The sequence below is a fragment of the Pseudomonas sp. AK-TSAG1-1 genome (assembly GCF_056821665.1).
Map to the genome: position 1 here is coordinate 453,214 of NZ_CM165965.1, position 12,011 is coordinate 465,224.

The following is a 12,011-nucleotide window of genomic DNA, read 5'->3' on the forward strand; positions in this document are numbered from 1 at the left end:
TGGGCTTGCTCACGAATGCGTTGGATCAGTCAGCACATGTTTTGAATGTGTCGACCCCTTCGCGAGCAAGCCCGCCCCCACCAACAGCAGCCCGCGCAAGACGCTCAGTGAACTCGAATAACAATCCACAGAGGTTGAATCATGGCTGTTAACCCCGATCGTGCAGGCAACAAACCGTTGATCGAAAGGCGTTCGATCGACTACATCCCGGAAGCGGAAAGACACGGTCGTCTATTCAGTCAGTTCACCCTGTGGATGGGTGCCAACCTGCAAATCACCGCGATTGTCACCGGGGCTTTGGCCGTGGTGCTGGGCGGTGATGTGTTCTGGTCGTTGATCGGTCTGTTGATCGGTCAACTGCTGGGCGGCGGCGTCATGGCGCTGCACGCGGCGCAAGGGCCGAAGCTGGGCCTGCCGCAGATGATCTCCAGCCGCGTGCAGTTCGGGGTTTATGGTGCAGCGATACCGATCGTACTGGTGTGCCTGATGTACCTCGGTTTCACCGCGACCGGTACGGTGTTGTCGGGTCAGGCGCTGGGCCAGTTGTTCGGCGTCAGCGACACTGTCGGCATCCTTCTTTTCGCCAGTGTCATCGTGGTGGTCACGGTGCTCGGTTACCGGGTGATCCATTGGATTGGCCGCGTTGCCAGCGTCATCGGCGTGATCGCTTTCGTTTACCTGTTCAGTCGTCTGCTGAGCCAGGTTGATGTGGGCGCGCTGTTGCAGATCCGCCACTTCAGCTGGAGCAGCTTCTTGCTGGCCGTGTCGCTCGCAGCGTCCTGGCAGATCGCCTTTGGCCCGTATGTGGCTGACTATTCGCGCTACCTGCCAAGCAAGATTTCCTCGGTGAAAACCTTCTTCGCCGCTGGCGCAGGCTCGGTCATCGGTGCCCAGGTGGCGATGGTTCTTGGCGTGTTCGCGGCGGCTTCGGCCAACGGCCAGTTCGCCGGGCATGAAGTGGCTTACATCGTAGGGCTGGGCGGCACCGGTGCCACCGCGGCGCTGCTGTACTTCAGCATCGCCTTCGGCAAGGTGACCATCTCGACGCTGAACTCCTACGGCAGCTTCATGTGCATCGCCACCATCATCAGCGGTTTTCGTGGCCACCTGACGGTCTCGCGCATGCAGCGCCTGGTGTTCGTACTGGGGATCGTCAGTGCGGCGACCCTGATCGCGCTGCTCGGCCAGCACTCGTTCCTCGGTGCGTTCAAGTCCTTCATCCTGTTCCTGCTGGCGTTCTTCACGCCGTGGAGCGCGATCAACCTGGTGGACTACTACTGCATCACCCGTGAGCGCTATGACGTACCGGCGCTGGCCGACCCGAATGGTCGTTATGGCCGCTGGAACCTGCTCGGGATCAGCGTCTATGTGTTCGGCGTGCTGGTGCAGCTGCCGTTCATCTCCACCAAGTTCTATACCGGCCCGCTCGTAGCGGCCCTCGGTGACGTGGACATCTCCTGGATCATCGGTCTGGTGCTGCCTGCCGCCCTGTATTACGTGTGCGCAAAAAAATGGCACGGCTCGGTGCCCGATCAACTGATTCTGCCGGTCGAGCAGAACAGCGTTGTACAACCTAAAGCAAGTGGGGCCGGTCGCGCTGCGGCGCAGGCCTGATTGGACGTGGACAGGGCTGGATGCCTCTTGACTGCCGTAAGCCAACTCATGATTAGGAGCGTCACAACAATGAAATCGAACAAGACCCTGCTGACCACACTGCTGTCCATGGGCCTGTTGGCCAGTGCCGGTGCGACGCAAGCCGCCGGCTGGTGCGAATCGGGCAAACCGGTGAAATTCGCCGGGCTGAACTGGGAAAGCGCCATGCTGCTGACCGACGTGCTGCAAGTGGTGCTGGAGAAAGGTTACGACTGCAAGACCGACAGCCTGCCGGGCAACTCCATCACCATGGAGAACGCCCTGAGCAGCAACGATATTCAAGTGTTCGCCGAAGAATGGGTCGGCCGCAGCGAGGTCTGGAACAAGGCCGAGAAGGCCGGCAAGGTCGTCGGTGTCGGTGCGCCGATCGTCGGCGCGGTCGAAGGCTGGTACGTGCCGCGCTACGTGATCGAAGGCGACGCCAAGCGCAAGCTTGAGCCGAAAGCGCCAGAGCTGAAAAACATTGCCGACCTGGGCAAATACGCGGCCATTTTCAAAGACGCTGAAGAGCCGTCCAAGGGCCGTTTCTACAACTGCCCGGCCGGCTGGACCTGTGAGCTGGACAACAGCGAAATGCTCAAAAGCTACGGTCTGGAAAACACCTACACCAACTTCCGCCCGGGCACCGGCCCTGCGCTGGATGCGGCGGTACTGTCGAGCTACAAGCGTGGTGAGCCGATCCTGTTCTACTACTGGTCGCCAACCCCGCTGATGGGCCAGATCGACGCGGTCAAACTCGAAGAGAAACCAGGCGTCGACAAGACCGTGAGCATCAAGGTCGGCCTGTCGAAAACTTTCCACGAGCAAGCCCCGGAGCTGGTGGCCGTGCTGGAGAAGGTCAACCTGCCGATCGACCTGCTGAACCAGAACCTGGGACGCATGGCGAAGGAACGTATCGAGTCGCCAAAACTGGCGAAAATCTTCCTCAAGGAACATCCTGAAGTCTGGCACGCATGGGTGAGCGACGACGCAGCCAAGAAAATCGACGCGGCCTTGTAGGTTGAGCTTCTCCGGCTGTCGGCAACGGCAGCCGGGTGCTTGATCGCAACCCCTTGATTGAGAGTCTCTTATGTTTCCCGAAAGCTTTACCTTTTCCATCGCCGACTGGGTCAACGGTTGGGTCGATTCGCTGGTCACCAACTACGGTGATGTGTTCCGCCACATCTCGGACACCCTGCTATGGGCCATCGTCAACCTCGAAGGCCTGCTGCGTGCAGCGCCGTGGTGGTTGATGCTGGCGATCGTCGGCGTCGTGGCCTGGCACGCCACGCGCAAAGTGCTGACCACCGCCGTTATCGTCGGTCTGCTGTTCCTGGTGGGTGCTGTCGGCCTGTGGGACAAGCTCATGCAGACCCTGGCGCTGATGATGGTCGCGACGATCATTTCGGTGCTGATCGGCATTCCGCTGGGGATTCTCTCGGCACGCAGCAATCGCCTGCGTTCGGTGCTGATGCCGCTGCTCGACATCATGCAGACCATGCCCAGCTTCGTGTACCTGATTCCGGTGCTGATGCTGTTCGGCCTGGGCAAGGTCCCGGCGATTTTCGCCACCGTCATTTACGCCGCGCCACCGCTGATACGCCTGACCGATCTGGGTATTCGCCAGGTCGACGGCGAAGTCATGGAAGCGATCAACGCGTTCGGTGCCAACCGCTGGCAGCAACTGTTCGGCGTGCAACTGCCGCTGGCCTTGCCAAGCATCATGGCCGGGATCAACCAGACCACCATGATGGCCCTGTCGATGGTGGTGATCGCCTCGATGATCGGCGCCCGCGGTCTGGGTGAAGATGTGTTGGTGGGGATTCAGACCCTCAACGTCGGACGCGGCCTCGAAGCCGGTCTGGCGATCGTGATTCTCGCAGTGGTCATCGACCGCATTACTCAGGCGTACGGTCGGCCACGGCATGAGGTGAGCAAATGAGCAACGCAACCGTGAGCAAGATCGAAGTCAAAAACGTCTTCAAGATTTTCGGCAACCGCGCCAAGGACGCACTGGCGATGGTCGGCCAGGGCAAGACCAAGGATCAGGTGCTGAACGAGACCGGTTGCGTGGTCGGGGTCAACGACCTGTCGCTGAGCATCGGTACCGGTGAGATCTTCGTGATCATGGGCCTGTCCGGCTCCGGCAAATCGACCCTTGTGCGTCACTTCAATCGCCTGATCGACCCGACCAGCGGTGCGATCCTGGTCGATGGCGTGGACATCCTGCAATACGACATGGACGCCTTGCGCGAATTTCGCCGGCACAAGATCAGCATGGTGTTCCAGAGCTTCGGCCTGCTGCCGCACAAGACCGTGCAGGAGAACGTCGCCTACGGCCTGAAAGTGCGCGGCGAGAGCAAGCAGATGTGCGCCGAACGTGCGTTGCACTGGATCAACACCGTCGGCCTCAAGGGCTACGAAAACAAATATCCGCACCAGCTCTCTGGCGGCATGCGTCAGCGTGTGGGCCTGGCCCGGGCACTGGCGGCAGACACCGACATCATCCTGATGGACGAAGCGTTCAGTGCGCTGGATCCGCTGATCCGCGCCGAGATGCAGGACCAGTTGCTGGAGCTGCAAAAGACCCTGCACAAGACCATCGTCTTCATCACCCACGACCTCGACGAGGCCGTGCGCATCGGCAACCGCATCGCGATTCTCAAGGACGGGCGCCTGATTCAGGTCGGCACGCCGCGCGAGATCCTGCATTCGCCGGCGGATGAGTATGTCGACCGATTCGTGCAGCGGCGGGCGGCGGTGGTTTAAGAGATTCGCGGCGTTTGTGCCGACTTTTTCGCGAGCAAGCCCGCTCCCACATTGGATAGTTGGTGTATTTAAAATTTGTGTTCGGCACAGATCCAATGTGGGAGCGGGCTTGCTCGCGAAGGCGTCGGCAGAGCTGCATCAATATTCGGGTAAGAGGTCAATGATGTCCCAGGCTGAAAAAATCGTTATCGCCGACGCCCCGATGCGTTGGCAGGATGTGGTCGCGGTAGCCCGTCACGGCGCGCAGCTCGAGCTGTCGGCCCAGACCTGGGCACGCATCGAAAATGCTCAGGGCATCGTCCAGCGCATCGTCGAAAGCGGCGAGCGTGCTTATGGCGTCAACACCGGTCTGGGTGGTCTGTCCAACGTCTCGCTCAAAGACGAACAACTCAGCCAGTTGTCGCGCAACACCTTGCTCAGCCACGCCTGCGGCGTCGGCCCGGTGCTGCCCGATGAGCAGACCCGCGCGATCATCTGCGCCGCGATCCACAACTACAGCCACGGCAAATCCGGCATTCATCGCCGCGTGGTCGAAGGGCTGCTGGCGTTGCTCAATCGCGGCATCACCCCGCAGGTTCCGTCGCAGGGCTCGGTGGGTTACCTGACCCACATGGCGCACATCGGCATCGCGTTGCTGGGTGTGGGTAATGTCAGCTATCGCGGACAAATCACCTCGGCGCGACAGGCGCTGGCCGAAGTGGGTCTGCAACCGGTGCAACTCGGTGCGAAAGATGGTTTGTGCCTGGTCAACGGCACACCGTGCATGACCGGCCTCAGCTGTCTGGCGATTGCCGATGCGACGCGGCTGGTGCAATGGGCCGATGTGATCGGCGCGATGAGCTTCGAAGCCCAGCGCGGCCAGATCGCCGCATTCGACGCCGAAATCATCGCGCTCAAACCGCATCCGGGCATGCAGCAGGTCGGCAGCAATCTGCGCGCATTGCTCGATGGCAGTGAAGTGATCGCGGCGAGCAAAGGCATTCGCACTCAGGATGCGCTGAGCATCCGCTCGATCCCGCAGGTGCATGGCGCGGCGCGCGATCAACTGGATCACGCGATCAAGCAGGTCGAAGCCGAACTCAACGGCTGCACCGACAACCCGCTGCTGCTGGGCACACCAGATAGCTTCCGGGTGATGTCGCAGGCCAATCCGCACGGCCAATCCGTGGCAATGGCGGCGGACGTACTGGCGATTGCCATGGCTGAAATCGGCTCGATCGCCGAGCGTCGTCTCGATCGTCTGGTGAATCCGCATGTCAGCGGTCTGCCAGCTTTTCTGGTGGCCAACCCGGGGGTGAACTCGGGGATGATGATCGTGCAATACGTCGCCGCCTCGCTGTGTGCGGAAAACCGCCAGCTGGCGCAACCAGCCGTGCTCGACAACTACGTCACCTCGGGCCTGCAGGAAGACCACCTGAGCATGGGCACCAGCGCCGCGCTGAAGCTGCACCGTGCCCTTGAAAACTGCACGCAGATCCTCGCCATCGAGTACCTGCTGGCGGCGCAGGCCTTTGAATTCCTCAAGGAGCAGCGCTTTGGCGCGGGCACTGACCGGGCGTGGCGCCTGCTGCGCGAAACCGTCCCGGCTTACGATCGGGATCGCTGGCTGGCGCCGGATATCGCCGCCGCCGCGAGCGTTTTGAAAGACTCGAATTCGCTGCACAACGTGTTACCGAATCTGCACTGACAATACCCATACCAGCGTGCCAAGGCGCGGATCGTCCACAAGACGAGAAACGACGGATAACGGAATGCTCCGGAGCGACTGGTAGTTAATAACAATGCCTAAACAGGAGCATTTTAATGACTGCGCTGAACCTGATTCCCGGCCAACTGAGCCTGGCGCAACTGCGTGACGTCTACCAGCAACCGGTCAAGCTGAGCCTCGATAACAGCGCCGCCGCGCAGATCGAAGCCAGCGTCGCCTGCGTCGAGCAGATCCTTGCCGAGAACCGCACCGCCTACGGCATCAACACCGGTTTCGGCCTGCTGGCCTCGACCCGCATCGCCAGCGAAGACCTGGAAAACCTCCAGCGTTCGCTGGTGCTGTCCCACGCTGCCGGCGTCGGCCAGCCGATCAGCGATGAGCTGGTGCGTTTGATCATGGTGCTCAAGGTCAACAGCCTGAGCCGTGGTTTCTCCGGCATTCGTCGTGTGGTGATCGACGCGCTGATCGCCCTGATCAACGCCGAGGTTTACCCGCACATTCCGTTGAAAGGTTCGGTCGGCGCGTCCGGCGACCTCGCACCGCTGGCGCACATGTCGCTGGTGCTGCTGGGCGAAGGCAAGGCGCGTTACAAGGGCGAGTGGATGGAAGCGACCGAAGCGCTGAAAGTCGCCGGCCTGACCCCGCTGACACTGGCTGCGAAGGAAGGTCTGGCGCTGCTCAACGGCACGCAGGTGTCCACCGCATTCGCCCTGCGCGGCCTGTTTGAAGGTGAAGACCTGTTTGCCGGCGCGCTGGCGCTGGGCGGCCTGACTGTTGAAGCCGTTTTGGGCTCGCGCTCGCCGTTCGACGCGCGCATCCACGCTGCCCGTGGTCAGAAAGGCCAGATCGACACTGCTGCCGCTTACCGCGATCTGCTCGGCGAGCGCAGCGAAGTCTCCGATTCGCACCAGAACTGCGAAAAGGTCCAGGACCCGTACTCGCTGCGCTGCCAGCCGCAAGTCATGGGCGCCTGCCTGACCCAGTTCCGTCAGGCCGCTGAAGTGCTGGTGGTCGAAGCCAACGCCGTGTCCGATAACCCGCTGGTGTTCGCCGCTGAAGGCGATGTGATTTCCGGCGGCAACTTCCACGCCGAACCAGTGGCCATGGCCGCTGACAACATGGCGCTGGCCATCGCTGAAATCGGTTCCCTGAGCGAACGTCGCATCTCGCTGATGATGGACAAGCACATGTCGCAACTGCCGCCGTTCCTGGTGGCCAATGGCGGCGTGAACTCCGGTTTCATGATTGCCCAGGTGACCGCGGCGGCACTGGCCAGCGAGAACAAGGCACTGTCCCATCCGCACTCGGTGGACAGCCTGCCGACCTCGGCCAACCAGGAAGACCACGTGTCGATGGCCCCGGCGGCCGGCAAGCGGCTGTGGGAAATGGCCGAAAACACCCGCGGCATTCTCGCGGTGGAATGGCTGGCGGCAGTGCAGGGCCTGGACCTGCGCAACGGTCTGAAGACCTCGACCAAACTGGAACAGGCCCGGGCGATTTTGCGTCGCGAAGTGCCGTTCTACGAGAAGGATCGGTTCTTTGCCCCGGACATCAATGCAGCGACTGAGTTGTTGGCTTCGCGGTGTCTGACCGAGCTGGTTCCAGGCAAGCTTTTGCCTAGCCTGTGATGGCCTCTTCGCGAGCAAGCCTGCTCCCACAGTTGGAATGCGTACCTCTGTGGGAACGAGCCTGCTCGCGAATCGATTTTGAACAAGACGAGGACTTGGGATGAAAACCCTCTGGCAACACTGCCACGTCGCAACCATGGCGCAGGGCGTCTACTCGATCATCGAGGATGCGGCCATCGTGACGTCCGGTGCACACATCGAGTGGATCGGCCCGCGTAATCAATTGCCCTCCGGCGAATACCCGGCGGTCAACGACCTGCAAGGCGCGTGGGTCACCCCCGGCCTGATCGACTGCCACACCCACACGGTGTTTGGCGGCAACCGCAGCGGCGAATTCGAGAAACGTCTGCAAGGCGTCAGCTACGCCGAGATCGCCGCGCAGGGCGGCGGCATCGCCAGCACGGTACGCGCCACCCGTGAAGCGACTGAAGACGAGCTGTTCGCCAGCGCCGCCAAGCGCCTGAAAAGCCTGATGCGCGACGGCGTGACCACGGTCGAAATGAAGTCCGGCTACGGTCTGGACCTGGCCAGCGAACGCAAGATCCTGCGGGTCATTCGTCGTCTCGCCAACGAGCTGCCGATCAGCGTGCGCAGCACCTGTCTGGCCGCCCACGCGTTGCCGCCGGAATACAAGGATCGCGCTGACGCTTACATCGATCACATCTGCGCTGAAATGCTTCCGTCGCTGGCTGCCGAAGGGCTGGTCGATGCCGTGGATGCGTTCTGCGAATACCTGGCGTTCTCGCCGGAGCAGGTCGAGCGGGTGTTCATCACTGCGCAAAAACTCGGTCTGCCGGTGAAGCTGCACGCCGAGCAATTATCGTCACTGCATGGCTCCAGTCTTGCCGCGCGCTACAAGGCTTTGTCCGCCGATCATCTGGAGTTCATGGACGAAGACGACGCCATCGCCATGGCCAAATCCGACACCGTCGCCGTGCTGTTGCCGGGCGCGTTCTACTTTCTGCGCGAAACCCAGTTGCCGCCGATGGACGCCTTGCGCAAACACAAGGTGAAAATCGCCATCGCCAGCGACCTCAACCCCGGTACCTCACCGGCGCTGTCGTTGCGCCTGATGCTGAACATGGCCTGCACCTGTTTCCGCATGACTCCGGAAGAAGCCCTGGCCGGTGCGACCATTCATGCCGCGCAAGCGCTGGGCATGGCCGACACTCATGGCTCGCTGGAAGTCGGCAAGGTGGCGGATTTCGTCGCCTGGCACATCGATCGTCCGGCGGACCTGGCTTACTGGCTCGGTGGTGATCTGGACAAACGCGTCGTGCGTCACGGCGTTGAATCAAGTCTCTAGGAGGGCGGTTGTGGATAAGGTTCTGAGTTTCAAACAAGGTCGCGTGCCACTGCTGATCAGCATGCCGCATGCCGGCGTGCGCCTGACACCTGCGGTGGAGGCCGGGCTGATCCCGGACGCGAAAAGCCTGCCGGACACCGACTGGCACATACCGCAGCTCTACGATTTTGCCGAGGAACTGGGCGCCAGTACCCTGGCTGCCGAGTACTCGCGGTTCGTCATCGACCTGAACCGTCCGTCCGACGACAAGCCGTTGTACGTCGGCGCCACCACCGGCCTGTACCCGGCAACGCTGTTCGATGGCATTCCTCTGTTTCGCGAGGGACACGAGCCCTCGAAAGCAGAACGTGCGACCTATCTGGAACAGGTCTGGACGCCGTATCACCGCACCTTGCAGCAAGAACTGGCGCGCTTGAAGGCTGAATTCGGTTACGCGCTGTTGTTCGACGCGCACTCGATTCGCTCGATCATCCCGCACCTGTTCGACGGCAAACTGCCGGACTTCAACCTCGGTACCTTCAACGGTGCCAGTTGCGATCCGCAGCTTGCGACGCAACTGGAAGCCATCTGTGCGCGCCACGGCAATTACAGCCACGTGCTCAACGGACGCTTCAAGGGCGGCCACATCACCCGCCATTACGGCAACCCGGCCGAGAACATCCACGCCGTGCAACTGGAGCTGGGCCAGTGCACCTACATGGAAGAGTTCGAACCGTTCCGCTACCGCGCCGATCTGGCGGAGCCGACGCGGGTGGTGTTGAAGGAGTTGTTGCAAGGGTTCCTCGCGTGGGGCAAATCCCGCTATACCGCCTGACCAATGGTGGCAGCGGGCTTGCTTGCGAAGGCGATGGGTCAGCCTCAAAGGGTGACTGACACGACCCCTTCGCGAGCAAGCCCGCTCCCACAAGGGCTTGGGTTTTCACAGGTTCCGCGTTCCAACAGGGTCGCCGCTGTGCAAGTCCCGGTCGCCACAGTTCATCTTTCCCTCTCGTCGCCTGCGTAATGTTGCGGCCACGGTGCACAGACACCGACCTGACAATAATCCGCTGCCGCACGAGAACTCCCGAATGAAAAAACTCTTCACTCGTTGTGCGTTAATCCTCACCGGCAGCGCGCTGCTGAGCGCCGGCGTCATGGCCAATGACGACGCGTCCTGCAAAACCGTGCGCATGGGCGTGGTCAACTGGACCGATGTGATCGCCACCAGCGGCATGGCCGACGTGTTGCTCAATGGCCTCGGCTATGAGAGCAAGCAGACCAGCGCGGTGCAGCAGATCATCTTTGCCGGCATTCGCGACAAGCGCCTGGACATCTTCCTCGGCTACTGGAAACCGGCGATGGACAACAACATCGCGCCGTTCGTCGCTGCCAACCAAGTCAAGGTCATGGGCAAGCCGAGCCTTTCGGATGCGCAGGCGACGCTGGCGGTGCCGGATTACGTGGCGGCGGCCGGGCTGAAAACCTTTTCCGACATCGCGAAGTTCAAGGATCAGCTCGGCGGCAAGATTTACGGCATCGAACCGGGCAGCGGTGCCAACACCACCATCAAAACCATGATCGAGACCAACCACTTCGGCTTGAAGGACTTCAAGATCATCGAGTCCGGCGAGGCCGGCATGCTCGCCGCCGTGCAGCGTGCGGTGAACCGCAAGGAGTTCGTGGTGTTCGTCGGCTGGACCCCGCACCCGATGAACATCAACATGAAAATCACCTACCTGACCGGCAGTGAAGACGTCTACGGCCCCAACGAAGGCGCCGCGACCGTGTCCACCGTCACCGCGCCGGATTACGCCCAACGTTGCCCGAACGTGCATCGGTTGCTGGAAAACCTGACCTTCACTGCCGCCCAGGAAAGCCAGTTGATGGTGCCGATCATGGAGCGCAAGACCCCGCAGGAAGTGGCGAAGAACTGGCTGCGTGAACACCCCGAGGATCTGCAGCGCTGGCTGGCCGGGGTCAGCAGTTTCGAGGGCAAGGATGGCGCGGGTGCGGTTCTGGCCAGCCTGAAAAAATGATCAGTCGTTATCCGCTTTCTCCGGCGATGGCAGCCTTCGTCGCGAGAACTGAAGGCTACGCCAGTGATGACACTGGCCTTGCGGGACTGCGTCTCGCCTATGACGCCATGTGTCGGGCTTTCACGCCTGAGCGGCCGGCAGGGCTGGAGGTCGTCGACTTCCAGTTGAGCGGCGTACCCGTGCGCTCGTACCGTCCGCCGGTTACCCCACCGGCCAGCGGCTGGCCCTGCGTGCTGTACCTGCACGGCGGCGGTTGGGTGGTCGGTGGGCTCGACTCCCACGACTTCATCTGTTTCGAACTGGCCATGGCGTTGGGCGCGATGGTGGTGGCGGTGGATTATCGGCTGGCGCCGGAGCATCCATACCCGGCCGGGTTCGAGGATTGCCTGAGTGTCTGGCGGGCGTTGCGCAGCGGGCCGTTCTGGTTTGACCCGCAGAAACAGTTGGTGGCCGGCGACAGCGCCGGTGGCAATCTCGCCGCCGCGTTGTGCCTGGCGTTGCGTGATGCCGGCGAGTCGATGCCGGCGGCCCAAGTGCTGATCTACCCGGGGTTGGGTGGTGGCGATCACTTGCCGTCGCGCAGCGAGTGCGCCGATGCGCCCTTGCTCGGCAGCACTGACGTTGAGTACTACCGCGCGCTGTACCTGCGTGGCAGCCATCAGCCGGACGCTTATGCCATGCCGCTGCTCGCTGACGATTTCAGCGGCTTGCCACCGGCCTGGATCGCCGTGGCGCAATTCGATCCGCTGCGCGACGACGGCGTGCGCTACGTTGAGCAACTGTCCGCCGCCGGTACGGACGCCTCGCTTTATTACGGCGAAGGGCTGGTGCACGGTTGTTTGCGCGCGCGTGGCCAGGTCGCCGAGGTCGAGCGGCTCTACGAAAACCTGCTGAGGTTCATGGCTGACAAATTGTGACTGCGTACGGGCATGCTCATTGACGTAAATCGGGTT

General features: G+C 61.9%; 10 protein-coding genes. All 10 read left to right on the top strand.

Annotated elements, in window-relative coordinates; all coding sequences use genetic code 11:
• Positions 1-141: 141 nt before the first annotated feature.
• The 10 genes from AC1UK9_RS02025 to AC1UK9_RS02070 all read left to right on the top strand — a co-directional run bounded on the left by AC1UK9_RS02025 (position 142) and on the right by AC1UK9_RS02070 (position 11,975).
• Complete coding sequence (locus AC1UK9_RS02025; RefSeq protein ID WP_473014225.1) at positions 142-1,614, top strand: purine-cytosine permease family protein; 1,473 nt, start codon at positions 142-144, stop codon at positions 1,612-1,614.
• Between the two features lie 69 nt (positions 1,615-1,683).
• Complete coding sequence (locus tag AC1UK9_RS02030; RefSeq protein ID WP_473014226.1) at positions 1,684-2,652, top strand: ABC transporter substrate-binding protein; 969 nt, start codon at positions 1,684-1,686, stop codon at positions 2,650-2,652.
• 70 nt (positions 2,653-2,722) lie between these two features.
• The gene (locus AC1UK9_RS02035; protein ID WP_027611284.1) at positions 2,723-3,574 is read left to right on the top strand and encodes an ABC transporter permease; all 852 of its coding nucleotides are present in this window, start codon (positions 2,723-2,725) and stop codon (positions 3,572-3,574) included.
• A complete protein-coding gene (locus tag AC1UK9_RS02040) occupies positions 3,571-4,401 on the top strand; it encodes a quaternary amine ABC transporter ATP-binding protein (protein WP_049827999.1) in 831 nt (276 codons plus the stop codon). The genes AC1UK9_RS02035 and AC1UK9_RS02040 overlap by 4 nt, the downstream gene beginning before the upstream one ends.
• 163 nt (positions 4,402-4,564) lie before the next feature.
• Positions 4,565-6,088: a histidine ammonia-lyase gene (gene hutH / locus AC1UK9_RS02045; protein ID WP_482579187.1), complete on the top strand. Its 1,524-nt coding sequence runs from the start codon at positions 4,565-4,567 to the stop codon at positions 6,086-6,088.
• A 116-nt stretch (positions 6,089-6,204) separates the two neighbouring features.
• The gene (gene hutH / locus AC1UK9_RS02050) at positions 6,205-7,737 is read left to right on the top strand and encodes a histidine ammonia-lyase (RefSeq protein ID WP_482579189.1); all 1,533 of its coding nucleotides are present in this window, start codon (positions 6,205-6,207) and stop codon (positions 7,735-7,737) included.
• A gap of 100 nt (positions 7,738-7,837) precedes the next feature.
• Positions 7,838-9,043 (top strand): imidazolonepropionase, encoded by a 1,206-nt coding sequence (gene hutI, locus AC1UK9_RS02055; protein WP_025110301.1) that lies wholly within the window; start codon positions 7,838-7,840, stop codon positions 9,041-9,043.
• Positions 9,044-9,053: 10 nt separating this feature from the next.
• On the top strand, positions 9,054-9,857 hold the full coding sequence (hutG, locus tag AC1UK9_RS02060; RefSeq protein WP_482579192.1) for an N-formylglutamate deformylase: 804 nt from the start codon (positions 9,054-9,056) through the stop codon (positions 9,855-9,857).
• 253 nt (positions 9,858-10,110) lie between these two features.
• Positions 10,111-11,058, top strand: coding sequence for a choline ABC transporter substrate-binding protein (locus AC1UK9_RS02065; RefSeq protein WP_482579194.1), 948 nt, complete (start codon positions 10,111-10,113; stop codon positions 11,056-11,058).
• Positions 11,058-11,975 carry an alpha/beta hydrolase gene (locus AC1UK9_RS02070; RefSeq protein ID WP_482580446.1) on the top strand — a complete coding sequence of 306 codons (918 nt, stop codon included), beginning with the start codon at positions 11,058-11,060 and terminating at the stop codon, positions 11,973-11,975. The genes AC1UK9_RS02065 and AC1UK9_RS02070 overlap by 1 nt, the downstream gene beginning before the upstream one ends.
• Positions 11,976-12,011 lie beyond the last annotated feature (36 nt).

What these genes read in the sequence shown, in the direction of transcription:
- AC1UK9_RS02035 (WP_027611284.1), top strand. Translation starts at nt 2,723, where the DNA reads ATGTTTCCCGAAAGCTTTACCTTTTCCATCGCCGACTGGGTCAACGGT.
- AC1UK9_RS02025 (WP_473014225.1), top strand. Translation starts at nt 142, where the DNA reads ATGGCTGTTAACCCCGATCGTGCAGGCAACAAACCGTTGATCGAAAGG.
- hutI (WP_025110301.1), top strand. Translation starts at nt 7,838, where the DNA reads ATGAAAACCCTCTGGCAACACTGCCACGTCGCAACCATGGCGCAGGGC.
- hutH (WP_482579187.1), top strand. Translation starts at nt 4,565, where the DNA reads ATGTCCCAGGCTGAAAAAATCGTTATCGCCGACGCCCCGATGCGTTGG.
- AC1UK9_RS02065 (WP_482579194.1), top strand. Translation starts at nt 10,111, where the DNA reads ATGAAAAAACTCTTCACTCGTTGTGCGTTAATCCTCACCGGCAGCGCG.
- hutH (WP_482579189.1), top strand. Translation starts at nt 6,205, where the DNA reads ATGACTGCGCTGAACCTGATTCCCGGCCAACTGAGCCTGGCGCAACTG.
- AC1UK9_RS02030 (WP_473014226.1), top strand. Translation starts at nt 1,684, where the DNA reads ATGAAATCGAACAAGACCCTGCTGACCACACTGCTGTCCATGGGCCTG.
- AC1UK9_RS02040 (WP_049827999.1), top strand. Translation starts at nt 3,571, where the DNA reads ATGAGCAACGCAACCGTGAGCAAGATCGAAGTCAAAAACGTCTTCAAG.